The sequence below is a fragment of the Martelella sp. FOR1707 genome, assembly GCF_053484265.1.
This window is the reverse complement of sequence record NZ_JBAKFP010000002.1, coordinates 498,998-520,443: the sequence shown is the minus strand read 5'-3', so window position 1 is coordinate 520,443 and position 21,446 is coordinate 498,998. Positions and strand designations below refer to the sequence as shown.

Annotated in this window: 28 protein-coding genes and 1 tRNA gene; 4 read left to right on the top strand and 25 right to left on the bottom strand. The window is 62.1% G+C overall.

All coding sequences use genetic code 11. The features are described from left to right. Nucleotides 1-69 precede the first annotated feature (69 nt). Nucleotides 70-717 (top strand): BA14K family protein, encoded by a 648-nt coding sequence (locus tag V6765_RS06380; RefSeq protein ID WP_448427301.1) that lies wholly within the window; start codon nt 70-72, stop codon nt 715-717. Nucleotides 718-786: 69 nt separating this feature from the next. On the opposite strand, the gene V6765_RS06375 is transcribed toward V6765_RS06380, so the two are convergent. Then, the gene (locus V6765_RS06375; protein WP_448427300.1) at nt 787-1,272 is read right to left on the bottom strand and encodes an acyl-CoA thioesterase; all 486 of its coding nucleotides are present in this window, start codon (nt 1,270-1,272) and stop codon (nt 787-789) included. A gap of 210 nt (nt 1,273-1,482) precedes the next feature. On the opposite strand from V6765_RS06375, the gene clcA reads away from it, so the two are divergent. Further along, nucleotides 1,483-2,835 carry a H(+)/Cl(-) exchange transporter ClcA gene (gene clcA / locus V6765_RS06370; RefSeq protein WP_448427299.1) on the top strand — a complete coding sequence of 451 codons (1,353 nt, stop codon included), beginning with the start codon at nt 1,483-1,485 and terminating at the stop codon, nt 2,833-2,835. A 10-nt stretch (nt 2,836-2,845) separates the two neighbouring features. Here the strand turns inward: clcA and V6765_RS06365 are convergent, their stop codons facing one another. The 3 genes from V6765_RS06365 to V6765_RS06355 all read right to left on the bottom strand — a co-directional run bounded on the left by V6765_RS06365 (nt 2,846) and on the right by V6765_RS06355 (nt 4,580). After that, entirely contained in the window at nt 2,846-3,790 is a 945-nt protein-coding gene (locus V6765_RS06365; RefSeq protein WP_448427298.1) for a formylglycine-generating enzyme family protein, read from the bottom strand. A gap of 145 nt (nt 3,791-3,935) precedes the next feature. Continuing rightward, a tRNA-Pro gene (locus V6765_RS06360) sits at nt 3,936-4,012 on the bottom strand. A 169-nt stretch (nt 4,013-4,181) separates the two neighbouring features. Next, entirely contained in the window at nt 4,182-4,580 is a 399-nt protein-coding gene (locus V6765_RS06355; RefSeq protein ID WP_448427297.1) for a hypothetical protein, read from the bottom strand. Nucleotides 4,581-4,657: 77 nt separating this feature from the next. Here V6765_RS06355 and V6765_RS06350 point away from each other — a divergent pair, with 77 nt between their 5' ends. Together V6765_RS06350 and V6765_RS06345 are read left to right on the top strand one after the other, a co-directional pair. Next, entirely contained in the window at nt 4,658-4,864 is a 207-nt protein-coding gene (locus V6765_RS06350) for a hypothetical protein (protein WP_448427296.1), read from the top strand. Then, nucleotides 4,861-5,091 carry a hypothetical protein gene (locus V6765_RS06345; protein ID WP_448427295.1) on the top strand — a complete coding sequence of 77 codons (231 nt, stop codon included), beginning with the start codon at nt 4,861-4,863 and terminating at the stop codon, nt 5,089-5,091. The genes V6765_RS06350 and V6765_RS06345 overlap by 4 nt, the downstream gene beginning before the upstream one ends. 61 nt (nt 5,092-5,152) lie before the next feature. On the opposite strand, the gene V6765_RS06340 is transcribed toward V6765_RS06345, so the two are convergent. The 21 genes from V6765_RS06340 to V6765_RS06240 all read right to left on the bottom strand — a co-directional run bounded on the left by V6765_RS06340 (nt 5,153) and on the right by V6765_RS06240 (nt 21,444). Then, entirely contained in the window at nt 5,153-5,527 is a 375-nt protein-coding gene (locus V6765_RS06340) for a hypothetical protein (protein WP_448427294.1), read from the bottom strand. Between the two features lie 99 nt (nt 5,528-5,626). After that, on the bottom strand, nt 5,627-5,920 hold the full coding sequence (locus V6765_RS06335; protein ID WP_448427293.1) for a hypothetical protein: 294 nt from the start codon (nt 5,918-5,920) through the stop codon (nt 5,627-5,629). Next, nucleotides 5,920-6,858 carry a glycoside hydrolase family 19 protein gene (locus tag V6765_RS06330; RefSeq protein WP_448427292.1) on the bottom strand — a complete coding sequence of 313 codons (939 nt, stop codon included), beginning with the start codon at nt 6,856-6,858 and terminating at the stop codon, nt 5,920-5,922. The genes V6765_RS06335 and V6765_RS06330 overlap by 1 nt, the downstream gene beginning before the upstream one ends. A 96-nt stretch (nt 6,859-6,954) precedes the next feature. After that, on the bottom strand, nt 6,955-7,350 hold the full coding sequence (locus V6765_RS06325) for a hypothetical protein (protein WP_448427291.1): 396 nt from the start codon (nt 7,348-7,350) through the stop codon (nt 6,955-6,957). 13 nt (nt 7,351-7,363) lie between these two features. Continuing rightward, nucleotides 7,364-8,101, bottom strand: coding sequence for a hypothetical protein (locus V6765_RS06320; protein ID WP_448427290.1), 738 nt, complete (start codon nt 8,099-8,101; stop codon nt 7,364-7,366). Beyond that, nucleotides 8,098-8,598, bottom strand: coding sequence for a DUF4376 domain-containing protein (locus V6765_RS06315; RefSeq protein WP_448427289.1), 501 nt, complete (start codon nt 8,596-8,598; stop codon nt 8,098-8,100). Before V6765_RS06315 ends, V6765_RS06320 begins: the two co-directional genes overlap by 4 nt. Then, complete coding sequence (locus tag V6765_RS06310; RefSeq protein ID WP_448427288.1) at nt 8,595-9,911, bottom strand: hypothetical protein; 1,317 nt, start codon at nt 9,909-9,911, stop codon at nt 8,595-8,597. The genes V6765_RS06315 and V6765_RS06310 overlap by 4 nt, the downstream gene beginning before the upstream one ends. After that, nucleotides 9,908-11,407 (bottom strand): hypothetical protein, encoded by a 1,500-nt coding sequence (locus V6765_RS06305; RefSeq protein ID WP_448427287.1) that lies wholly within the window; start codon nt 11,405-11,407, stop codon nt 9,908-9,910. Before V6765_RS06305 ends, V6765_RS06310 begins: the two co-directional genes overlap by 4 nt. Then, a complete protein-coding gene (locus V6765_RS06300) occupies nt 11,404-14,034 on the bottom strand; it encodes a phage tail protein (RefSeq protein ID WP_448427286.1) in 2,631 nt (876 codons plus the stop codon). The genes V6765_RS06305 and V6765_RS06300 overlap by 4 nt, the downstream gene beginning before the upstream one ends. 1 nt (nt 14,035) lies before the next feature. After that, nucleotides 14,036-14,461 carry a DUF6950 family protein gene (locus V6765_RS06295; RefSeq protein WP_448427285.1) on the bottom strand — a complete coding sequence of 142 codons (426 nt, stop codon included), beginning with the start codon at nt 14,459-14,461 and terminating at the stop codon, nt 14,036-14,038. Continuing rightward, a complete protein-coding gene (locus V6765_RS06290; RefSeq protein WP_448427284.1) occupies nt 14,458-15,081 on the bottom strand; it encodes a hypothetical protein in 624 nt (207 codons plus the stop codon). Before V6765_RS06290 ends, V6765_RS06295 begins: the two co-directional genes overlap by 4 nt. After that, complete coding sequence (locus tag V6765_RS06285) at nt 15,081-15,713, bottom strand: hypothetical protein (RefSeq protein WP_448427283.1); 633 nt, start codon at nt 15,711-15,713, stop codon at nt 15,081-15,083. The genes V6765_RS06290 and V6765_RS06285 overlap by 1 nt, the downstream gene beginning before the upstream one ends. Then, the gene (locus V6765_RS06280) at nt 15,713-17,692 is read right to left on the bottom strand and encodes a hypothetical protein (protein ID WP_448427282.1); all 1,980 of its coding nucleotides are present in this window, start codon (nt 17,690-17,692) and stop codon (nt 15,713-15,715) included. Before V6765_RS06280 ends, V6765_RS06285 begins: the two co-directional genes overlap by 1 nt. Further along, complete coding sequence (locus V6765_RS06275) at nt 17,692-17,865, bottom strand: phage tail assembly chaperone (protein ID WP_448427281.1); 174 nt, start codon at nt 17,863-17,865, stop codon at nt 17,692-17,694. The genes V6765_RS06280 and V6765_RS06275 overlap by 1 nt, the downstream gene beginning before the upstream one ends. Nucleotides 17,866-17,915: 50 nt before the next feature. Further along, entirely contained in the window at nt 17,916-18,320 is a 405-nt protein-coding gene (locus V6765_RS06270) for a hypothetical protein (protein ID WP_448427280.1), read from the bottom strand. After that, on the bottom strand, nt 18,320-18,736 hold the full coding sequence (locus V6765_RS06265) for a phage tail tube protein (protein ID WP_448427279.1): 417 nt from the start codon (nt 18,734-18,736) through the stop codon (nt 18,320-18,322). The genes V6765_RS06270 and V6765_RS06265 overlap by 1 nt, the downstream gene beginning before the upstream one ends. Before the next feature lie 27 nt (nt 18,737-18,763). Next, nucleotides 18,764-19,015 (bottom strand): spike base protein, RCAP_Rcc01079 family, encoded by a 252-nt coding sequence (locus V6765_RS06260; protein WP_448427278.1) that lies wholly within the window; start codon nt 19,013-19,015, stop codon nt 18,764-18,766. Between the two features lie 12 nt (nt 19,016-19,027). Then, nucleotides 19,028-19,492, bottom strand: a complete 465-nt coding sequence (locus V6765_RS06255; RefSeq protein WP_448427277.1) for a hypothetical protein — start codon at nt 19,490-19,492, stop codon at nt 19,028-19,030. Then, nucleotides 19,492-19,830, bottom strand: a complete 339-nt coding sequence (locus V6765_RS06250; RefSeq protein WP_448427276.1) for a head-tail joining protein — start codon at nt 19,828-19,830, stop codon at nt 19,492-19,494. Before V6765_RS06250 ends, V6765_RS06255 begins: the two co-directional genes overlap by 1 nt. Then, entirely contained in the window at nt 19,830-20,342 is a 513-nt protein-coding gene (locus tag V6765_RS06245; RefSeq protein ID WP_448427275.1) for a hypothetical protein, read from the bottom strand. The genes V6765_RS06250 and V6765_RS06245 overlap by 1 nt, the downstream gene beginning before the upstream one ends. 70 nt (nt 20,343-20,412) lie before the next feature. Further along, entirely contained in the window at nt 20,413-21,444 is a 1,032-nt protein-coding gene (locus tag V6765_RS06240) for a major capsid protein (RefSeq protein WP_448427274.1), read from the bottom strand. Nucleotides 21,445-21,446: the final 2 nt, after the last annotated feature.

Sequence of the window (21,446 nt, the reverse complement as noted above, 5' to 3'; positions counted from 1 at the left end):
CGATGCTACCTGCGGTTTAGGATCATGGCGCCTGCACGGCGATGATCTCCTTGATGCAGGAGGAATGCGATGTTCGGACTTGCACGCAGTAAACTTGTGGCCCTCGCGATGGCGGCGGCGCTTGCTCTTTCGCCGATGGCGGCCCTTGCCCACCCGGCAGGCGGCTTTCACGGCGGTGGTTTTCATGGTGGCGGGTTCCATGGCGGGTTTGCGCCGCATGGACCGGCCTTTCACGGCGGCGGCAATCCGCACTGGCAGGGCCCTCCGCCCTACTGGCACAATGGCCCGCATGGCGGCGTCCCGCGCGGCCCCGGCCCGGTTCGCGCGCCCTATGGTCAGCCCTGGCATGGCGGCCCGCCCCCGCATTGGCACGGCCCGCCGCCGCCGCACTGGCATGGTCCGCCGCCGCCCAATTGGGGCCCCTATGACGGACCGGCAGCACTTGGCCCCTACTGGTACGGTCCGCCCTATGGTCCCTATGGTCCGGGCTGGGGCTGGAACGGCACCGCCTGGGTCCCGTTTGCGGCAGGCGCGCTGATCGGCGGCGGCGTCGTGGCGGCAACCAACAACGGCACGGTCAACACGGCGACAACGCCCACGATCAATCCGAAGCACTATCAGTGGTGCGAGGATCACTACAAATCGTACCGCGTCTCGGACAATACCTACCAACCCTATCACGGGCCGCGGCAGCAGTGCGTTTCGCCGTATTACTGAGGGGAAGGAGATGCCCCGCGCCGGCTCCATGCCGTTGCGGGGCATTATTGCGCCAGAGCCGGAAGGTCCCTAATCGGCCTTCAACTCCTTGAACCGGCTTTCATATTCGCGGCGCAACTGGTGGCGCATCTGCGCCTCCTTGAAGCGGCGCTCCTTGTCCGGCGTGCTGAGATCGAGCTTGGGGATCGGCGTCGGCTTGCCGTGTTCGTCCACGGCAACCATGGTGAAATAACAGGAATTGGTGTGCCGGCGGTGTCCGCTGCGCACCTCCTCCGCCTCGACCCTGATGCCGATCTCCATCGAGGTGCGGCCGGTATAGTTCACCGATGCCCGGAAGGTGACGAGTTCGCCGACATTGATCGGCTCGCGAAACGTCACCTGATCCACCGACAGCGTGACCGCATAATCCTGTGAATACCGCGCAGCGCAGGAATAGGCCACGCGATCGAGCAGGTTCAGCAGCGCGCCGCCATGCACCTTGCCGGAAAAATTCGCCATGTCCGGCGTCATCAGCACCACCATTTCAAGCTGGCTGGGATCGTGTTCGCGGTCCATTCAGTTCCCCTCTTTGCAGGCCGATTTCGATCGGGCCGGAGTCTTGCCCGAAAGCCGAATGCAATCAACAGCAAACTATGTCGCTGAATGGGGACGCCAGCGGCTGGCGCCGCTCTGGACAAGAGATTTTCAGTCTGCATAGTGCAATCAGAAAGAGGGGCCATCCATGCACAGACCAACTCCGGCGCGCCTCATAGCGGTGCGAGCCTGATGAGCGAACAGGAAGACGCAGCGCTTGAGCAGCGCGACCGGCGCGCGGAGAACCGCTTTATCGTCATGGCCGCCGTGACCGGCATTGTCACGGGCACGATCGGGTCGTTTTTCCACCTTGCGATCGACCGGCTATCGACATGGCCGCAGGCGCTGGGACGTCTGCTGCAGGGGCCCTGGCTCGTCCTGGCGGCGGCGCTGATCACCATGATCGTCACGGTCGCCATGGTCGCCGTGGTGCGTCGCTATGCGCCGGAGGCCGCCGGCAGCGGCGTGCAGGAAATCGAAGGCGCGATGAGCAATCTGCGCAACGTGCGCTGGCGCCGGGTTCTGCCGGTCAAGTTCCTCACCGGCATCGGCGCGCTTTCTTCCGGCCTGGTGCTCGGGCGAGAGGGGCCGACGATCCATATCGGCGCGTCGATCGCCGCGGCGACCACGGATTTCTTCAAGGTTTCCGATACGGAACGGCGCGGCCTGCTGGGCGCGGGTGCCGCCGCCGGCCTTGCCTGCGCCTTCAACGCCCCGCTCGCCGCCGTGTTGTTCATCATCGAGGAAACCCACAACCAGTTTCCCTATAACTTCCGCAGCTATATGGGCGTCATCGTCGCCGCCTTCTTCTCCACCGTGATGACGGAGGTGATCGGCGGCACCGCGCCGGATTTCTCCATGTCGGTCGCGACACCTGCACTTGCCCTGCTGCCCGCCTTCATCGTTCTCGGCGCGCTTCTCGGCTTCGTCGGCGTGGCGCTCAACGCCAGCCTGATGAGCGTTTCCGGCTTCACCATCGCGATGCACAAGCGCATTCCCTACCTGATGCCGGCGATGATCGGGCTTGCGATCGGGGCGCTGTTCATCCTGTTTCCGCGCGCGGTCACCGGCGGCGAGAATGTCATCGTCGCGCTCGCCCGCGACCATGTCGTGCTGAGCGCGCTTCTGCTGCTTGCGGTGTTGCGGTTCGCCACCATGGTGGTGAGCTATTCCGCCGGCACGCCCGGCGGCATTTTCGCGCCCATGCTGGCGCTGGCGATCGCAATCGGCCTCGCCTTCGGAACAATCCTGGAAGGCCTGCTGCCGGAAGGCGCCGCCATCCCGCTTGCCTTCGGCATCGCCGCCATGGGCGGTCTGTTTTCAGCTTCGGTGCGCGCGCCGGTGGTGGGCGTTGCGCTGACGCTGGAACTGACGGGCGCCTACACCATGACGCTGCCGCTGATCGCCACCTGCGTCACCGCCAATATCGCGGCCCGCTGGCTTGGCGGACAGCCGATCTACGAGCAATTGCTGGAGCGGACTTTGAAACAGGCCGGTGTTCACCCGGAACGCATGCCGCACCGGCCCGAAAGCGAACTCGGCTAATGCCAGGGCCTCAAGCGTCGTAGGCGACGCGGAAGCCGACATTGCTGGCGGCGCTGTCCGGCGTCAACGCCATGCGCGCGGCGATCCGGTAGCGATAGCAATAGCTGTAATGGCAAAGGAACGAGCCGCCCTTGAGCAGGCGCTCATCGGCGGCCACGGCGGCGGCGTTGCGCTGCTTGGCATGGCGGGAGAGCGAGCGGATGCGATAGGGATCAGCTGTCCACTCCCAGACATTGCCGGCCATGTTGTAGAACCCGCCCTCGTTCGGCTCGAAGGATTGCGCCGGCGCGGTGCCCATATAGCCATCGGCCATGGTGTTGTGGTCGGGAAACCGCCCCTGCCAGATATTGCAGAAGATCTTGGTGTCGGTCGGCTCCTCATCGCCCCAGACGAATTTGCGGCCGACAACGCCGCCATGGGCCGCCCGTTCCCATTCCGCCTCACTCGGCAGCCTGCCGCCAACCCAGGTTGCAAAGGCCACGGCATCGGCGTGGGAGACCTGGGTGACGGGGTGATCCAGCCTGTCCTCGACGCTGCTGCCCGGCCCTTCGGGATGAGCCCAGTCCGCGCCGTCGATCTTCCACCACCACGGCGTATCCGGGGCGTTGCCCGTGACCTCGGTGTCTTTCGATACCAGGCCGGCAAACACCGCCGACCAGCCGAAGCGCTCGGCCTCGCTGACATAGCCGGTCGCCTCGACGAATTCGGCGAAGCGGCGGTTGGTCACGGTCTGCGCTTCAAGGGCGAAGGGATTGAGCTTGACGAAACGCGCCGGGCCCTCGCCATCCTGCGGGATTGCGGGATTATCAATGCCCACATGGCTGCGCCCGCCGGGTAGGGCAATCGCGTTGGAACGTTCACCGCCGGCGGTGGTGATGACCGGAGCCGCATCATCTGCCGGCCTTTCGCTGTTGCGCGATACCGCACAGCAGCTCCCCTTGCCCTCAACGCTCATCGATCCGCTCCCAGTCCTGCTGTCGTCGTTTTACCACGCTCCCTGTAGCAATTCCCGCCGGAGATTGCCAACGCCGTGTTGTCGCAGTCCTCCGGGCGGGGGGATGCGGGAAACGATCAAAATCGAGAAGAAAATTTCGGAAAAATGGTCGGGGTGGCGGGATTCGAACCCACGACCCCTTGACCCCCAGTCAAGTGCGCTACCGGGCTGCGCTACACCCCGACCAACCGTTACGGCCCGTCCCCATTAGACTTTCGGCGTTTGTCGCGCAAGGGCCAAAAAGCATTTCTGAAACAAAAACGGAAAATTTGGCCCGGAAAGCAGACGGCGGGAACAGAAGTCCCACGAAACTCCCACCAGATGTTCCCCGAAGGTTCCGGACAAGAGCGGCTTAATCGCGCCGCTCGCCCGCGAGATATCTGGCGCTCGGCAGGCCGTCGGAGCGGTAGTGGATTTTGCAGCGGTCATCGAAATGGTTTTCGGTTTGCCGCATCGCGCGCGGGCAACCCATCTGCCTTGCAAACGCTGTCAGCGCGGCCGGCGCGCTATGCGTTCCGGCGATGCTGAAGAACCGGTCTTCCCGATATTCCCCATATCGCTCGCAAAGACTGCATTCCACCTTGACCCTGCGACGCTGCTGATCTTCTGACATATCGCGCTCCAAAATACAGTCCTGCAAGCGAGGGAACATACATGGAACAAACTCGTCTTTCACGAACAAAAAAAAAGCCGCCCCGGTTTCCCGAGGCGGCTTTTGCCATAAATGTCGAAATGCTCCTTGACGGATCAAACGGTTTGTCCTATATTTAGGACATAAGCAGATGGGGATTAGCTCCGCTGCAAAATGGGCAAGGAGGCCCTGAAACAATGGCAAAGACTTACAACATCCGCCGCGAAGCAGACCGCGCAGAACTCGAAGCAAAGGGGTTCAAATGGGTTACGACCATTCCGCGCGGTGAGAACATCGGTCAAGTTATCTCGAAGCACAAGACTTACGATCTCGCCGAAAAAGCCGCGCGAGGCCGCGAAGTTGCCATCCGTGATGTGCTCGACACCACAGCGGGGGCACGATGAGCAACAAGCTTCTGAAAGACGCAGGCGAGGCCCTTTACGGACCTCGCTGGCAGACCGACCTCGCAAAAGACCTGGATGTCTCTGACCGAACCATTCGGCGTTGGGTCTCCGGAGTGGATGATTTGCCTTCTGGTGTTGCGGTTGATCTCTGGCGCATATGCCTGGAGAGAAGCGCATTGCTTGACGATGTGATCGATCGTCTGAAGATAGCAAGCACCCCCAGCTGAACGAACCCATACTTCATCACCATTACACCACAAAAGCCGCCCCGGTTTCCCGAGGCGGCTTTCAGCGGCTCGACAGCCAGCTCCATATGTTTTCCTTCTGCCCGACCAGCCAGACGGCGAGCGCCAGCATGAAGCCGCCGGCGACCCATAGGAGCTTGCCGAGACGGCCCGCCCCTTCCACCTGCGCTTTCTTGAGCGCGTAATCCTCCAGCGTCGGCGCTGCCTCGCTGACGGCCTTTTCTACATTTTCCAGCCGGTGATTGATCTTCAGCAGCTCGCGCTCGTGCTGCTCCTGCCGCTGGTGCATGCCGCGACGGCTTTCGCTGGCGCTTGCCTCGGATGCCTCGAGCCGTCGCTCGACCCGGTCAACGCTCTTGCCGACGTCTTCGATGCGCTGGAGTATGAGCGCGTTGATCCTCAAAGGGTCGTCGGTCACCAGCAGCCCAGCCTTTCGCCGGCGGCATCATTGCCGGTGACGTTGTTCAGCCCGTTGCGGTCGGCATTGGCGAGCGCGACGAACCCGGCCGGGGAAAGGTTATTCTTTCTGAATGGACCGCAGCCGGAGAGTGTCGCACTCTGGCACCCTGCCGCGATCGCGGAAATACTGAACACAAAGATCAGCGCTGTCCATCTGCTCGCGTGTCGCATCGTCTCTTGTCCTTTCCTGCACCTGGTCGAGCGTGTCGCGCGCCCGATCCGCCTTTTCGTCCTGTCGGCCATCACGGCGGGCGGCGGGCAGAACAAACGCCCAGACCACCACAATGACGATCGCCACGCCTACGAGGCCGCCGGCGATCGCCAGCGACCAGTTCTTGATCTGGTCAAACATCACCGCCGCCTCATTGCCAGCCAGACGGTCAGCCCGACGATCACCGCGGCAACGAGGATCCGCGCGATGTCCCCGCTTGTCAGTTCATGCTGCTGATCGGTAACCGCCCGCACCACGTCCTCGATCGATGGCGCCGCCAGGGCCGTTGCAGGTGCGGCGCCGCCGGCCGCGATCGCGACCGAGCTTCCGGAGGGTTCCCGCTGGGTCACCGGCGCGGCATCCACGCGCGATTTCGAAAGGGCTGCAAGGGACTTGTGCAGCGCCGCGCGCGTGCCCGGCCCCGCATCGCCGTCGATCGCCCGGGTGTAGAGCCCCTTCGCCTTGGCATCGATCTGGAAAGCGCGGATCGCGTCGGGCTCGTAGCCGAGCATGACCAGTGCCGTGCGGACATAAAGTGCCAGGCGGTCGGCATAGCCATTCAGCCCGCCATTGATCCGCTTGGTGATCATCTCGATATCGCCGGCGTCGGCATAGCGGTTCAGCCCGAGCGTCTCCCAATACCAGATGGCCGAAAGACCTTCCCAAGGGTCCGTATTGATCAGGTCGGGGTTCTCGCGAAAATTCGGGACGTTGCCGCCAATGTTTTCAACGCACCAGTCCTGGAATTCGCCGATATTGTAACCGCCAGTCACCTGCAGCGGACCACGGCCGGCATTCTTCTTGCCGTCGCCGTCCCGCTCCGGCGTGTTGCCGAGATCGATGCGCGTGTCATAGCGCGCCTGCGCCGGCGTCGGCCCCCAAACTTCGCGGTCATAGCGAAACTCGCCGCTCTCATGCATGACCTGCGGCAGATACTGCGCCAGCCGGTGCGGCAGGTCGAGGCCGGCGCGTACGCCATAGCGATCAAGCGCCGTAATCACCGATTCGGCATTCGCCACCTGCCTGCCCGTCAGCGGACGGCGGGCGATGCGTCTGATCAGATCGATTGTCACTTTCATTATAGCCTCCGGAAATGGGCAAAGCTCCGCCGCCCGCCTCAGAGCGGAGGCGGTGCGGGTGGTTGGGTTGTGGATTTCTGTGATGAATGACTTAAATTACATCGGGGACCATTCGCTAAGCCCTAAACCTGAACGTTGCTCCGCCGCGAAGACAGATGGGCTGCGCGAGCTGTCATTAGCCCACAGCTCCCACACCGCAAACGCAGCGAATGCCTCTGCCTCTGTCGGTATGTCACCAGTACCCCAAGCTACGGGATCACCGTTGACATCCGGAGGCAGAGCCGTCCCGGCCTTGGCTGCAGAGTAGTTCGCAAAGTCTGTCGTGTTCGCCGTGGCGTCGTACATCTGCGCATGCGTAATCGGAGACGATGGAGTTGATGGATTGTCTGTTGTGAGCGCGGGGGTGAACATTTCGCCGCGCAGCATTGCCTGCCCGATTTTGTTCATAATGACGTGATGCGTCATTGGGATAATCGCATATACTGATGCCATGATAGCGCTCCTTTTAGATTGCAATTCCTGCCTTGCCGGACAGCCATTGCTCAATGATGTTTCGGTTGCCCGCGCTTTGGTCAGCGCAGATCAAGAAACCGAAAAGCCGGCCGCCAAACTGATATGAGGGATAGCCGCCGAACCTCATTGCGGACCAGCCCGAGAAATCCAGCCCTTCCAGGGTCATAACGACAGGTGTGTTGGGCGGGCAAGCTGCGAGTAATTCATTGCGCGTTGACCCTACGGTCACACCATTGACCCTGATTGTAGGTGTCCCGACCGTATTATAACTTGCGCTCGAAGAACCGGACTGGGCCACCCCAAAGTTCTGCGGCGTGGCGTCATACCCCAGTAAAAACTGAGCATCTGTCAATCGGTTGAAAGCGATGTAAACGCTCATTCCTGGTGGCCCTGAAAGGGGCGCAACAAAATTGTCATCCAAGTCGTCAAACGCTAAGCAGGTCGCGTTGGAAGCCAACAAAAGAGGCCGCTTTGAACCGCCTGAAGCGATGAAATTATTGCCATTCCCCGATTTGTCATTAACCCGATATACAGGATCATTAGTCGACGATGCTGGCGTACTCTCGTCTGCGGTTTGAAACAGCGTGGCGAGATCAGACACATCCCACCACGCCCCGGGCGCTCCTCCGCCCCATAAATCAAGATTTTTGATTGGCGCATCCGGGTCGTGGCGGCCCCCTCCCCCCCCAGCCCCAAACCCATAGCTCAGGCCAAGTCTAAACCCCATCATTGCAGCGCCTCCGGCATCAGGTCGGCAAAGGCGGCATCGATCGCCGCCGTGTCGGCAACGGAGCCGTCCGCGATCGCGGCAAGCGCCGCCGCCCGGCGGTCGAAGGTCGATTGCACGAATTCGCCGACGGCCGTCGCCAGCGCAATCGCGTCGGCGGCCGTCAGGCTTACCATCCCGTCGCCGGCGTCGAAGTTGAAGGTCCGCGCCGCGTCCTGCTGGGCGAGCATGGCCATGCCGTTGATCAGCGCGATCGCGCCGTCATCGCACTTCACCCTCACGCCGTCGATGTCGACGCCGGCAACCCGGGTGCGCCATGACAGGTCGCGGGCATAGGCGGAGAGATCGGCTTTTGTCGGATCGGCCGGCACGGTCGGGACGGCCGTCCCGCTCTCCTCGTATTTCATCGGCGGTTCGACGCCATAGGCCTGATAGTGGCGCGGAAAACCCTTCGTGCCGACGCGATTGGCGTCGATCACCATTTTTGCCGGATCGCTCATGCCAGTTCCTCCTTGTCTGCTTCAGGGATCAACAGGCCCGTTTCAGGATCAGCATTGCCGAGCGTCTTGACGACAGGGTCGTTGCGGTCGGCAACCACGCGCCATGCAACGAGGTCGCCGCTGGCTTCGTCATCGGCGATGATCTCGAACTGCCCTCCGGCAACGGGGCCGGGCCTCAACCGCGCGAAACCCTCCTGGTTCTGAAGTGAGGTGACGATGGTGTTCTGCGCCAGCGCCGCCCATGTGCCGGCCGTCAGATTGCTGGCGGCGTCGATATCGACCGTGGCCCGCCCGCCCTCAAGGCGCGCAACGCCCCAGGCCTCGACGCCGTAATGCGGGCTTTCCGTCGAGGCGAAGATCAGGTCGCGATTGAAGGGGTCAAGCGGATGGTCAATGATGAAGTTTTTGGAAGCCCCGTTGATCGATCCCGGCACTGTCAGACTGCCGCCGGAGTCGAACAACATGAATTTGCTGTTGCCCGCGCCATCGCGGCATTCCAGCACCGCCCTTTCCCCTACCCCGGCCACCTCCTGGAAGTAGATTGCGGCAAAAGCGCCGCCGAAAAGCGAGGCCCTGAGCAGCAGACTGTTTTTGAACCCTCCCGATGAGGGGTCGGCGGAATTTCGCCGCACGGTGACGTCACCGGCAAAGACGTCGCCGCCCTTGCTGGCTGCACCGAGCGTCCCACGCGCCGCCGCCCCATCGACATCGTCCAGCAGGGTTTTCGCGAAAGCTGAAATGCCGAGCGTTGTCAGCGCCGCTGATGCGTCGACGTCGTCCAGCAGCGTTTGCGCGAACGCCGAGACGCCCAGCGTCGTCAGTGCGGCCGATGCGTCGGCGTCGTCCAGCAAGGTTTTTGCGAAAGTCGAGACGCCGAGCGTCGTCAAAGCGGTGCTCGCATTCGCGTCATCCAGCAGCGACCGCGCGAAGCTCGTCAGCGTGGTCAATGCTGCGGTGCTCGCCCCGCTGAAATAGGCAAGCTTGTCAGCCGCGGGCGTCAGCCCGGCCAGGGCGGAGAGCGTCTCATTGTCGAGCCGCTGGATATAATCCGCCAGCGCCACCGCATTGGCGATCACCTGGTTGGCGTCATCCTGCCGCGCCAGGGCATAGGCATAGGTGCCGCTCGCGCCCGTCCATTCGGTCGCGGCCGTGATCGCGGTATTGCTGTCGACGCTTGCGATCAGCAGCGGGTTGCCCGCCGCCTGCGGATAGATCACCCCGCCGCCGATGACGGCCGTTGCCCAGCCGGTGCCATTGCCGGTCACGGCCGATGAGCCATTGGTGAGCGTGATTGTGCCAGTCGTGTAATTCATGGCTGCGGTATCCCGAAAATGTAGTAGCGGATGCCCTGGATCGGGCTGTCGTCATAGCGGTGCGTCAGCGTGCCGCTGGAATAGTCGGAGGCGTTGGCGTAGTAGCTCAGCACCGGCGATCCCCGGAACGTGTAGAACCGGGCTTCGGAGTTCGTCAGCTTGCAATAGCTGGTATCGCCGGCCGTTCCGCCGCCGGAGCCCGGCATGTTGATGTAGAGGATCTTCGAAAACGGCTCCCGCACCGCCGAGGAATAGCTTTCGCTGGCCGTGGTGGCCCCGCCGTGAACCGTCATGAACTTGACGAACGGCCATGCCCCGCCCGCGTCGAACGCCACCGGCCATTGCTGGTTGCCGTCGGCCGTGATCGGGATATAGCCCTGCTTGATGATCCTGACGGCCGGCCAGCGGCTGTCCAGAATGATGTCGCGAAAGCTCGGGCTTGCGCTCGCTCCGGGCCGCAGGAACTGCACAACATTCTGCGAACCGTCATTGAACCGCCGCAGCACGTCATTCGCGCCATAGGTCGGCCCGGCGCCGTTGCTGGCATAGACCATATACCGCGCCCGGCAGGCCCCATAGGGGTTGTCGAAAAACAACTGCCCGCCTGAAATCCAGTATTCCGCGCCGAGATTGTAGCTCCCGCTGGTGAGCGGCGAGATCGGATACCAGATGTCGGAGCCGGTGTAGAAATGCACGTCGACAAGGCAATCATCCGGTATCGCCCCGACAGAGACGGAGCTGACGCCAGAAGGCACCGCAACGTCGCCGGCAGCAACCACCTTGATCGGCAGCACCGCGCTGTCGAAGGCAAGCTGGGTTTCGGTCGCGGTGTAGGCGTCATAGCCCGGTTTCGCCACCCGGCAGGTGGAACTGTTGATGATCACCGATGTCTGGCCCGAGACCGGTGAAAGCGGCGGGTCGAGGATCGGATCGGCATTGCCCGGCAGGTCCCAGACCTGCAGGACAGAGTTGCTTTCCGGGTCGGCGTTCTGGTTGTAGTTCGGGTCCAGCAGCGTGCCGTTGCCAAGATAGCCCACCGTCGTCGGACTAACGCGGCTCCAATCCGTATGCCAGGGCTCCGACCACGCGCCAGACGAAGCGAAATATCCGCTGCGATCCTGATAGCCGTGATAGCCCTGCACGACCCGCCCGGAAAACCGCCCCGAGAATGTCTTGATCTTCTTCTGAAACACCGGCTGGGTGTAATGCAGCCCCCCGAAATAGGAGTTTCGAAACCAGTACCGGGTGACCGTCCCGCCCGTGATCGCCAGTTGATAATTGCCCTGGTTCGTGCCGGATGGCAGATATTGCACGGCGGGCGCGCCATCCATGTCAACCGCGGTGTAATCGCCCCAATACCGGATCGGGTCGAATTTCGAGTTGTAGAGCCACGCGCCATAGGTCGTGTCTGGCGTGGTGACAGGATCATAGGCATCGGTCGAAATCTTGACCGCCGCCGCGCCTTGGCTGTCAATGCCGATCAGAGTCTGGGTCATGACCGGATCACGATGCTCCCGGCATTCAGGCTGATGGTCATCTTGCCGTTCAGGCTGTTGATCAGCCCGGAATTCACCGTGCCGATATTGGCGACATTCAACTTCAGCTCGCCGCCTTCGAACAACAGCGGCCGCTGCCCATTGTTCAGCACCACGAACTGATCGGCGTTGACGGCAAAGCGCGATTTCTGCACCCCGCCCTCGGTGTAGATTTCGAGATAGAAGCCGCTTTCGATAAAGCTGCCGCCCGTTCCAGCGCGGACAAGCACCGAAAACCGGGCAGTGACGCCGGACTGATTGGCGGCCGCCGAAAACTTGATCTGCCCGCTGGCAAAATTGTCATTGAGCTGCGCCAGGAGTTCCGTCGTCTGCTCCGCAAGCGCCTCGTCTGCGGTGACGCGGGCAATCGTCTCATTGACGATCGCCGCCGTCGCCTCATCCAGCTCCGCGCCGATGAAGACGATCTCTTGCGCCAGCGCCTCGTTTTCCGTGGCGCGCACCAGGCGCTCCTCGGTGATCTGGGCGAGCGCGCTGCCGGTCTGCTGCCGCAGCTCCTGCCGATCGAGCAGACCGACGGAGCCCTGAAGCGAGATCGAGGTGGCGATATCGGCGATCCGCAAATTCTGATAGTCGTAATCGGCCTGAAGCTCTTCGAACCTTTTGCGCACATCCTCGCCGACCGTATCCAGCGTAACATCGAGATCGGTCGAGACATCCGGCGTCGTGACGGCCAGCCATGCCGACCATTCCGTCGGGCGGCGCGAGATCGGGACATAGCGCCCGCGAACCTCGTATTCCGTGTTATGGCGGAACACCGGCTGCAGCAGCGCTGAATAGGGGCTGGCATAGCGGGTGCTGTCGCTGTCGAACACAACGGCGCCGGAGGCCGCGAGCCGCACCTGCACCCATACCCGCTCGACATCCTCCAGCCCGCCGGCCCACGAAACCTTTATCGTCGGCCGCCAGGCGTTTCCGGCGGCGTCATAAAGCGTTGCCGGCTCCACCGTCCAGCCGGTCATGATCTGCGCAGGCACGCCGATTCGCCCGATCCAGCCCACCGCTGTCGGCAAGGCGTCGGCCGCCGACCAGTCATAATCGGCCGGGTCGATTTCCTTGAGCGAGACGATGACGTTGGCGCTCATCGGCGCGGCGAGCGCCACGACCAGGAATTTCTTGTCCGCATAGCCGTTGCGCGTGCTGGTCCATGACACGACGTCATTGGGCTCCAGCGGCCAGGCATCCGGCGGCAGGCATATCTGGTGCGTCCGGAACCGGCGCGCATCGTTCAGCATCGCCAGCATCAGCCGCTGCACCTGCCCGCCATAGGGGCAGGCCTCGAAGCTCACCGCCTGCGGCAGGCGATTGTCACCATCCAGCACCTCCAGTGCGCTGTCATAGCGCGCAGGAGCATCCTTCATCGTCCATTTTTCCGCCGGCTCGGGATAGATCGCCTCGACGGCATTGACAGTGTCATCAAACGAGCCGTGCGGGTCGAGCGCCTGACCTTTCGTGATGACGATATCGCTGTCGGAAAACGCATAGACCGCGCTGCCCGGCGCGCCGACCGAGATTTTGAATATACCGCCGACTTCGGCAAGCCGCGCATTGCAGGCAAGCCGCAACTCTTCGATCGCGTCGAGCGGCCGCTCATCGCCGCGAAACTCGTAGCCGCCCCGAAACGCCGGAACCGCGCCCGCGCCGTCATCGACCGAGGCATCGGCCTCATTCATGGCCGTCATCCAGTTGGCGACAGGCAGGCGATAGGCGGCAAGGTCCTGCCCGCCATATATCCACTGATCGCCGTAATAGACGCCGCGAATGATGTTGTAGATGATCACCGGCAGGTTGTTCGACGGCTCCCACGTGGCGGGATTATCCCAGCGATGCGCCCCGCTGCCGCCGACAGTGCTATCCTTGCGCGGGTCGTAAAGCGGGATCGATCCCAGCTCGAACAGCATGCTCGGCGCGCTCGAAAACAGGTCGCGATCATAGCGGCAGGTGACGATCGCATAGGTCACGCCGCGACCGATCATCGCCGCGGTAAAAGGCCGGTCGGCATTGCTCCCGAACCGCGACAGAAGATAGCCGTCCGCCACCGTCTGCGAGCCACCATAGAATTTGACCCACATATAGTCCGCGCCGCCGCTGCGGTATTCGGCGACCGGAAAACCGAACTCGCCATGCGCCTCGCCGGTTAAGAGCGTCACCTTCTGGTCATCAACCCATACGCCATTGAGCCCGGATTGCGGCAGGCTGCTGAGTTCGATCACGTCGACGAAATAGGCGTTCGGCGTGCCGTCGACCTCGCCCCAGGTGCCCGCATATTTGCGCCGACCGGCCGTCGCATAGTCGCCGGCGATAAAGGTGACCGGCTCGTTGTCGCCCATCCGGATCGACAGGTTGACGCCCGGGTCGCGCGTCTCGGTCTTCTGCTGCTTTCCGTTGATCGCCCGCTGGATCAGGCTCGCGCCGACGCTCAGGCCAATGCCGACGATCGCCTGACCGATAACGCCAAGCGAGCCGATCCATCCGGCAACAGCGCCGATCGCGCCGAATAGAAAACCGGCATGCGCCGATGTCGCCGCCGTGAGAAAGGCAGCGAGCGTAAGAAACAGGAGTCTGATCATGTCACCCGACGCGGTAAGCGCGCGTTGCGCTGAAGAGATCGACAGTCCCGAAGCCCTCCGGCCTCAGAACAAAGATGCGCTCGCCATTGACAACGCCGAGCGCGGAGCCGAAACCGTCATCGGACGGAATGGCCGCGATGTCACCGAGGCGGGCGCGGGAGATATGGTTTTCCGGCAGGATCGTCGCGACCAGGTCGGAAAGATCGGTAAACCCGTCATTGCGCAACACGCGCAGCGCGCCGACGCCGGTGGTGTAGCGATCGCGCCAGGGCGACACGATATCCGTGCCGGTCAACGCTTCCACGCTGTCGCCGACAAGCCCGACAAGGCAGTCATGATCGCCCCAGGAAAACGGCTTGCGGCGCATGGCATCGCAGGCGGCATCAAACCGCGCCCGCCAGCCATCGATGCGGATAAGATCGCTCATGCGTCCCGCCCCCATGGAATATCCCAGTTCTCGACAACGCCGGAATACCGGCCCCATTGATCATCCTGTCGGCGCTTCTGCCCCTCATAGGAGGATTTCAGGGGATTGGTGCGCGCCAGCATGGCGATCGCGGCCGAGATCAGATGAAGCGTAATCCCGCCCTCCTCGCCAGCCGCCGGCGTTTCCACCGGCTCGCCGTCGACAATGCCGAGAAATGTAACCTCAGCCGGCCCCGCCGCCTGCCCCGTCGCCGGATCGATCAGCAATTGATGCACCTCGACAGACGCAAGCCGCGCATCCCAGCCGCGCACAAGCTGCTGCACGGCGGCCGCGATCTGCGACAGCTCGATATCGACCGTCTGGATCGTCATGTCGGAAACCCGCGGGATTTCCGGAACCTCAAGATTGACATCGCCAAGATAGGTCCGCGTCACGATCCCGCCGCTCGACCCGTCGATCACGTCGATATCCAGATCCTCGCCCCCGGTCCAGAAACCGAGCGAGACCGGAACGCCCGTCGCCCGGTCCCGCGCCGTCACATAAACCAGCGACCGCGCCACAAGTCCCTTCTCCCGCGCACCGACAAGCGCCGCGATAAAAGCCGCAGAAACGCTTTTCATCACACGCCCCGCTTCTGCATGATGCGGAATGAAATACCGGGAACGATATTGCCGGATGGCGTTCCAGGCTGGAATGAACCAGGCAATATGATGCAAGGGCAAGACGGCCGCGTCAGCGTGCAAACCGCTCCGGCTGAAACGGACGCCGGAAGGCGCGGAAACACCTGAAACGGCCCAGTCGTCCCGCCCGCCGTTGCAACCACGTTGTCGGAGACTTCCACAAAAGTATACGCCCCGCCGGATGCGACAATTTGAATCTTGTCGCCGATGGAAAGCCTGTACCCTGACGGAAGCCCCTGGAGGGACAGCGATCGACCGGCGGCGGCCGCGACGGTTACTGTCGATCCGACCAGTCCCGATCCCTGCGGGTCGAGCCTTGGGGCGCAGATATACGGGTCGCGAAATAGAAACGTCTCCTGTGCGCCGGAAAGCCCGTTCACCAGAGCTGAAATCTCATTCGATTGCGGCAGGCGAACAGGTTGGAGCGCAATCGCGGCCATCCATAGTGGCGGAGCAAGCTCGGCCTGGAACACCACGCCTGAGCCGATACCGGACAACTCGTCGTTTCGCTGAATATCCCAACGCATTGGCTGCAGCGGCAAATGGTCAAAAAACTGCGCAAGTGTCCTCATCAGCCCACCCTGTTCGGGTTGCGCTGAATTTGCTGCAAGCGCTGCGGCAACGAATACCGCGACCAGCGGTCAATCTGCTGACTGACTTCGCGCGCTATCGCTCCGGCATCCTGAGGGCTCGTTCCCTCCGGAACCGCAATGCTGATCCCGCCGAGGCTGATATGGTTGACCGTAGCACTGCCAGCGGAAGCGCCCGCGGAGAGCGCGGCGGAAACCCGGTGACGCGGTATCACCTCGCCGCCGCGCGGCAGGTTCACCAGTTCCGGCCCGCGCTCACCGACAAGCGCCATGCCGCGCTGCGTGAAATTGGTGCCGGTTGCATGCGCGGGAAAGAGCCCGCCGAGCAGACCTCCGCCGAACAAGCCGCCGAAGGGGCCGTCGCCGAACAGCGCCGCTTGCGCGGCAGCCTCGATCAGCCGGCTGATCAGTCTGTCGAGCGCGTCGTTGCCGGTTTCGATCACCGGTATCAGAGACAGGAAACTGTCTCTGGCGCTGTCGCGAAAAAAATCGGCCGTCTCGGCGGCCTGCTCCTGCTTGTCCTTCTGGTCTTCGATCGCAAGCGTCAACTCGCGGATAGAGTCCCGCTCGGCGTCGGTCGCGGCCGCTCCCGCGCGACGCAGATTTTCGAACACCTTCTTTTCGTCGGCGACCATGTCGAGCATTTTCAGCTCGTCCTGAAGCTTCTGAATAAGGTCTTCGACCGCTTCCCGTTCCTTGGCGGCTTCAGAGGCAGACGACCTGCGTGACTTCTCGCTGGCATCGCGCGAGGCCCTCGCGGCAAGACGTGCCGCAGCCTGCGCCCGGATCATCTCTTCGGTCGGTGCGCCGCCTGCATCTTCATAGAGCTTGCGAACCGCCGCCATTTCCTTTTCAAGCGCAAGCTGGTCGGACGTCAGCCCGTTCTGGCGCTGGATTTCGGCCGTGACCGCGCGGTTGGCCGCAAGCTTTTCTTCCAGGATTTCACGACCAGCATTATAATCAGCATAGTCGTCGGCAACGCTGCGGGACGTTTCAACGCTGATCGGATCAAGCGTGGTCGTGCCGCTACCGTCGTCGGCGACCCAAGCTCCGTCGCGCCAGACCATCTTCTGACCCATGTCGATGCCGAGCATGTTGCCAAGCCCGGTCCAGATGCCAGCATTGCCGGCCGTTTCGAGCGCCTCATCAAGGGACTTCCGAAACGACCCCAGGTTTGTGACGAGGGACGACACCATGGCGCCGACTTCAACCAGGCTGGATTTGACACGAGTGCCGATGACAAGCGCCATCGCTTCCCACTCCGCATTGACATCCTCCGCCTTCCGCAGAATGTCATCTTCCATGACCGCGCCCATCTCGCGCGCCTCACGACGGGCGTCGGCAATACTCTGTCCGGCATCATCCATTAGCGACGAAAACTGCTCGGCGGCGGTACCGCCGAACAGTTCGTCCATGACGCGTATCTGGGCCGCGCGATCAAGCTCTCTGATCTTGCCGATCAGGGTTTCAAACATCGTCGCAGGATCCTCGAGCATCCGCGTCAACTGGCGCGCTGACAGGCCGAGGCGTTCGAACGACTCTGCCCCCGCACCGCCGCCGGTCTTGATGAACTCATCCGCGCGAAGCTGCATTTCCTTCAGGCCATCGGTGAGTGCGTCCACCTCGACCTTGTTTTTGACCGCCGCATAACGAAGCTCCTGAAATGCCTCAAAATCAACGCCTGCGGTTTTGGCGGCCTTACCGAGATCAGCCACCGCATCAACAGCCTGCTGCGTGGCGGCGACGAAGGAACCAATCCCCAGCGATGCAGCAAGGCCACCCGGGCCTCCGGAAAGCATACCAAAAAGAGAGTCCGCGCCACCGATCTTGGACTTGATCGACATGAACGAAGCTGCCGTGTCATTAGCCGCCGTCCGGGCCTGCATGCGAATGCGGGTCATGGCGCCCTTGAACTCACGATCGTCGCCGCTGATCGTGACGGGGATATCCGGTCTGCTCATCAGGCTTTGGCTTTCGCTCTTATGGAGGGTTGCGCGCCATGTTCGGCGACGATTTCACGGATGCGGGCGCGGCTGACAGGGGATTGCGTCTTCGTGTTTCCGGCTATCGCATCGATCGCCATCGTCAGTTCGGCGATCGTGGACGACCAGAATGTTTCCGGCGACCAGCGCAATCGTTCGGAAACGACAGCAATCTGGAAATACGTCCTGACCTGGTCCGCGATCAGGACGTCTCTGTTTTTTTTCCGGTGACGGCCGCCTCCACATCTTCGACGATGGAGGTTTTGTCCTGCAGCCGATGGCCGGCCTCGATATGCGCCGTCAGCGCCTTTTCGATGCCGGCGCGCCAATTGCTCTGATCGGCGGCGGATATGTTCTTTTCGGAGAGAATGCGGGCGGCGAGTTCTGCGCGCCTGTCATCATCGTCGGCGACGGCAAGACAGCGGATCGCGCAGGACACTGCGAAGGGCTCGAAGCCCAGGAGGCGCTGATAGAGTTCGTCCATCGTGCGCGCCGAGATCGCCTGCGACAGACGCATCAGGCCGGAGAAGCTGACGGCAAGGATAATCGTTTCCTTGCCGATCCGGACTTCGGCCTCGCCGCGCAGCGGGTTGGCTATATCGATCATCAGGAAGCCGCAACGAAGGCTACGTCATCCTGAAACGTGCCAGCAAGATCGCAGGCGAGTTCGCCCGTTTTATCGCCGGTGAAGTTCGCGGACACCATTAGCATGGCGCCCTCGAAAGTCCCGACGCCTGGAACCGTGACCTGATAGTTCCCTTTGGTCTGCCCCAGGATGTCGCCAAGCACCAGAGCCTGCGTCGCGCTGTTGATATAGGCACCGGACCCCGACCAGCGGACCGACTGAATACCGCCCATCGAGGCGTATTTCAGCACGCCGCCAGGATCGTCGCAATCCGGCTTGGTGATATCGACTTCCTCGTTATTGATGTTGAGGGAACGCTGCTCGACAATGCAGACTATGTCGAACGTCTCGGAGGGGTTTTCGCGCTTGATGATGAGTTCGCGGCCCAACAGTGCCATATCAATATCCTTTCGGGGAATACGCGCTCACCAGAGCGCAACGATGTTGTCGGCGGTCGTGCCGGTGGCCTTGACCCTGGTGTAAATGCCAAGAACGTATCCGACAGGGTGATTGCGAAGCGTCACTTCCGTTCCGCCTGCAGTGATGCCGCATATATCGCCTTTAGCTCCAAGGTAGAGCGTCGCGGCCCGCGGCAGATCATCATCGTCATTCGGAACAACATCTGCCCCGAACCAGAAGGGCTGGTCGAGGCCGCCCGGTTTCGACGTAGGGTCCATATCCATCTTTCCTTAAAGCGCCGCAGCCTCGGGATCGGAGGCCACGGTTTTGTAATCGGCGATGTAGGTGAGAGCGCCAACGCCCATGGATATGCCGGTGGCGCGGTCGATATAATGACGGCATTCCGAAAGCGTCAGTTCGATAACAAGCCCGTCGAGCTTGATCGCAGAACCGAGAGCCTTTTCGATCAGCACAGCCAACCGGTCGAACTCGACGTCCGGATCGCGATGCTGGAAGTGCACGATCAGATCGATCGGCAATCGCCGATCGTAGCCATCTTCACCGTTCAGATCGGCGCAGGGCCGCACCGTGACCGTTTCCTGCCGCTCCGACCATGTTGCGGTGATCGCTGGCAGTTGCTTAACGGTGAGCGCCGCAGTACGCGCTCTGCTGACATGACCAACACCGCTGAAATCCGGAATGGATGAGAGCCGCGTCGTGATGGCGTCAAAAATCCACGTGCGATAATGGGCCATCAGATGTCGCCGGTCAGGTAGAGTTTCAGCATCGCCCGCCCGTCATCCGTCTGGTTTTTGATGTCGTATGTGGTTCCGGCGATCGTCACGGTGTCGCGCTGGGCTTCCAGCCCCTCAAGGCCGACAGCCGCCACCGACAGAACATGGGTGACGGCCTCCACGTCCTGATCGCCGAACTCGCCGGCGATTTCCAGTTCACGCTTCTGCCGAAGAATGCCGCGGACAGATGCCGACTGAGCAACGCCATCGACGGTGAACAGGCAATCGACATTGCCGAAGGCGGAGACAAACCCCGCCCCCATGCAGGAAAACTGCGGTGGGCGATTGATTGCGGGCATTACTTTTCGCTGGCGCTCTTGTCAGCTTTACCAGCCTTGGACTGTCCATCCGAAGCCGTCTCAAGCTTTTGCAGCTCTTGCGCCAATAACGCATTGTCTTCGGCAAGCTGGTCGCGTTCGGATTTCAGATTTTCGAAATCGTCAGCCGACTTCTTCGCAGCCTCATTCGCCGAGGTCTTGAGCTTCTCGACTTCGGCAGAAAGGGCGTCACGCTCTGCGGTGACATCGGCAAGCTGCTTGGCCACATCATCGCCCGAACCATTGCCGCCCTTAAGCGCCTTGACCTCATCGGCCAGTGTCGCGAGGTCTTCCGCAAGCTGGTCGCGCTCCGCCGTCAGCGCGGCAATTCGCTTGTCGGCCTCTGCGCCCTCGCCAGGCCGCCACTTGCCGAAAACAGCTTCGATCCGTTCAACGTCTTCCTCGGTGAAGCTCTTGTTGATCGGCACGTCTTCGCCCGGATCATAGGTCTTTTCACCGACCGTCACCCTGACATTCAGTTTCGTCGTCGCCATGTTCAAAACTCCGATGGTAGGAAATACAGACCGGTCGCCAATCAAGCGGCCGGTCTATTCGGGTCAGTGATCAACGCACCAGCGCGAAGAGGCTCGCGTTGGGCTCCGGCGCGATCGGAAGCGGGGCCGCCTGGGTCTGAGCAATCGTCCTGGACGGGTTACGCTCGGTCCACATATCGGGGAAACGCTCCATTGCCCGCAGCACCTGATTGTCGAGGATCGCGCCATAGGCGAAATGCCCCATGAAGCCGGCGGGATCGAAAATCCCGACGCCGTAGGATGGCCAGAAATTCTGCTTCACGCCGTTGATGGTGTAGCTCTGCGAGTACTGAATGAAGGTAACCTCCCCGATCGAGCCGAGCACCGTCGAGTATTTCCCCTCGGCTCCGTTCGAAACGGGGCCGAGTTCAAATGAACCGCCGGCGGCCCGGCGATTCTCCAGTGCGGCAAGGAAACGCGGCGATTTCTTCAGCAGAACCGCAGCGGACGGCCCGAGCGTAACTTCCCGGGCCGAAAACCCGTCGGTATCGGCGAGCAGAGCAACCCACTCTTCAACGTTGTCGTAGGGATCGACGCCGGACTCCCCCCAGCGAGCGCCGCCGGTGAGCGCGATAGTAAGCGCGGCGTTGCGCTGATAGTTCACGGTCTGCGTCGGATAGTCGTCACCCTCGACGACCACCTGGCCGGTTCGAAGCACCTGCGAACACATCCATTCTTCGCGGCGGGTGATGCGCTGATCCTGATCGTCAAGGATCTGCGCGATATTATAGGCGTAGCGCTCCTCGGCCGTGACTTCGCCGCTGAGACGCTCGCCCGGCATCCGGATCATGTTGCCGGACGGGCGAAGCGTATTCTGCGGCTTGACATAGGCCGGCTTCAGGCTGGTTGCCTTGAAGCCGCGATTAGCGGAGTCCTTGCCCGGAACGTCCGGATGGACGAAAGGCGCGAGTTCGCGATCAGGCAGGATCTTGTCAAAGACAATCTCTTCCTGGTCAGAGAGCGCGACAGTAGGGAAGTAGCGATCGCGCAGAAAGGCTTCGGGCCGGTCGCGCGGCGGCAGAACCGTAAGCAGCTCCGCCGTATTGAGAAGGATATCAGCCATGT

Bases quoted from the DNA above. Each gene is read 5' to 3' on its own strand.
- V6765_RS06380 (WP_448427301.1), top strand. From the start codon at position 70: ATGTTCGGACTTGCACGCAGTAAACTTGTGGCCCTCGCGATGGCGGCG.
- V6765_RS06375 (WP_448427300.1), bottom strand. From the start codon at position 1,272: ATGGACCGCGAACACGATCCCAGCCAGCTTGAAATGGTGGTGCTGATG.
- clcA (WP_448427299.1), top strand. From the start codon at position 1,483: ATGAGCGAACAGGAAGACGCAGCGCTTGAGCAGCGCGACCGGCGCGCG.
- V6765_RS06365 (WP_448427298.1), bottom strand. From the start codon at position 3,790: ATGAGCGTTGAGGGCAAGGGGAGCTGCTGTGCGGTATCGCGCAACAGC.
- V6765_RS06350 (WP_448427296.1), top strand. From the start codon at position 4,658: ATGGCAAAGACTTACAACATCCGCCGCGAAGCAGACCGCGCAGAACTC.
- V6765_RS06345 (WP_448427295.1), top strand. From the start codon at position 4,861: ATGAGCAACAAGCTTCTGAAAGACGCAGGCGAGGCCCTTTACGGACCT.
- V6765_RS06335 (WP_448427293.1), bottom strand. From the start codon at position 5,920: ATGTTTGACCAGATCAAGAACTGGTCGCTGGCGATCGCCGGCGGCCTC.
- V6765_RS06330 (WP_448427292.1), bottom strand. From the start codon at position 6,858: ATGAAAGTGACAATCGATCTGATCAGACGCATCGCCCGCCGTCCGCTG.
- V6765_RS06325 (WP_448427291.1), bottom strand. From the start codon at position 7,350: ATGGCATCAGTATATGCGATTATCCCAATGACGCATCACGTCATTATG.
- V6765_RS06320 (WP_448427290.1), bottom strand. From the start codon at position 8,101: ATGATGGGGTTTAGACTTGGCCTGAGCTATGGGTTTGGGGCTGGGGGG.
- V6765_RS06315 (WP_448427289.1), bottom strand. From the start codon at position 8,598: ATGAGCGATCCGGCAAAAATGGTGATCGACGCCAATCGCGTCGGCACG.
- V6765_RS06310 (WP_448427288.1), bottom strand. From the start codon at position 9,911: ATGAATTACACGACTGGCACAATCACGCTCACCAATGGCTCATCGGCC.
- V6765_RS06305 (WP_448427287.1), bottom strand. From the start codon at position 11,407: ATGACCCAGACTCTGATCGGCATTGACAGCCAAGGCGCGGCGGCGGTC.
- V6765_RS06300 (WP_448427286.1), bottom strand. From the start codon at position 14,034: ATGATCAGACTCCTGTTTCTTACGCTCGCTGCCTTTCTCACGGCGGCG.
- V6765_RS06295 (WP_448427285.1), bottom strand. From the start codon at position 14,461: ATGAGCGATCTTATCCGCATCGATGGCTGGCGGGCGCGGTTTGATGCC.
- V6765_RS06290 (WP_448427284.1), bottom strand. From the start codon at position 15,081: ATGAAAAGCGTTTCTGCGGCTTTTATCGCGGCGCTTGTCGGTGCGCGG.
- V6765_RS06285 (WP_448427283.1), bottom strand. From the start codon at position 15,713: ATGAGGACACTTGCGCAGTTTTTTGACCATTTGCCGCTGCAGCCAATG.
- V6765_RS06280 (WP_448427282.1), bottom strand. From the start codon at position 17,692: ATGAGCAGACCGGATATCCCCGTCACGATCAGCGGCGACGATCGTGAG.
- V6765_RS06270 (WP_448427280.1), bottom strand. From the start codon at position 18,320: ATGATCGATATAGCCAACCCGCTGCGCGGCGAGGCCGAAGTCCGGATC.
- V6765_RS06265 (WP_448427279.1), bottom strand. From the start codon at position 18,736: ATGGCACTGTTGGGCCGCGAACTCATCATCAAGCGCGAAAACCCCTCC.
- V6765_RS06260 (WP_448427278.1), bottom strand. From the start codon at position 19,015: ATGGACCCTACGTCGAAACCGGGCGGCCTCGACCAGCCCTTCTGGTTC.
- V6765_RS06255 (WP_448427277.1), bottom strand. From the start codon at position 19,492: ATGGCCCATTATCGCACGTGGATTTTTGACGCCATCACGACGCGGCTC.
- V6765_RS06250 (WP_448427276.1), bottom strand. From the start codon at position 19,830: ATGCCCGCAATCAATCGCCCACCGCAGTTTTCCTGCATGGGGGCGGGG.
- V6765_RS06245 (WP_448427275.1), bottom strand. From the start codon at position 20,342: ATGGCGACGACGAAACTGAATGTCAGGGTGACGGTCGGTGAAAAGACC.
- V6765_RS06240 (WP_448427274.1), bottom strand. From the start codon at position 21,444: ATGGCTGATATCCTTCTCAATACGGCGGAGCTGCTTACGGTTCTGCCG.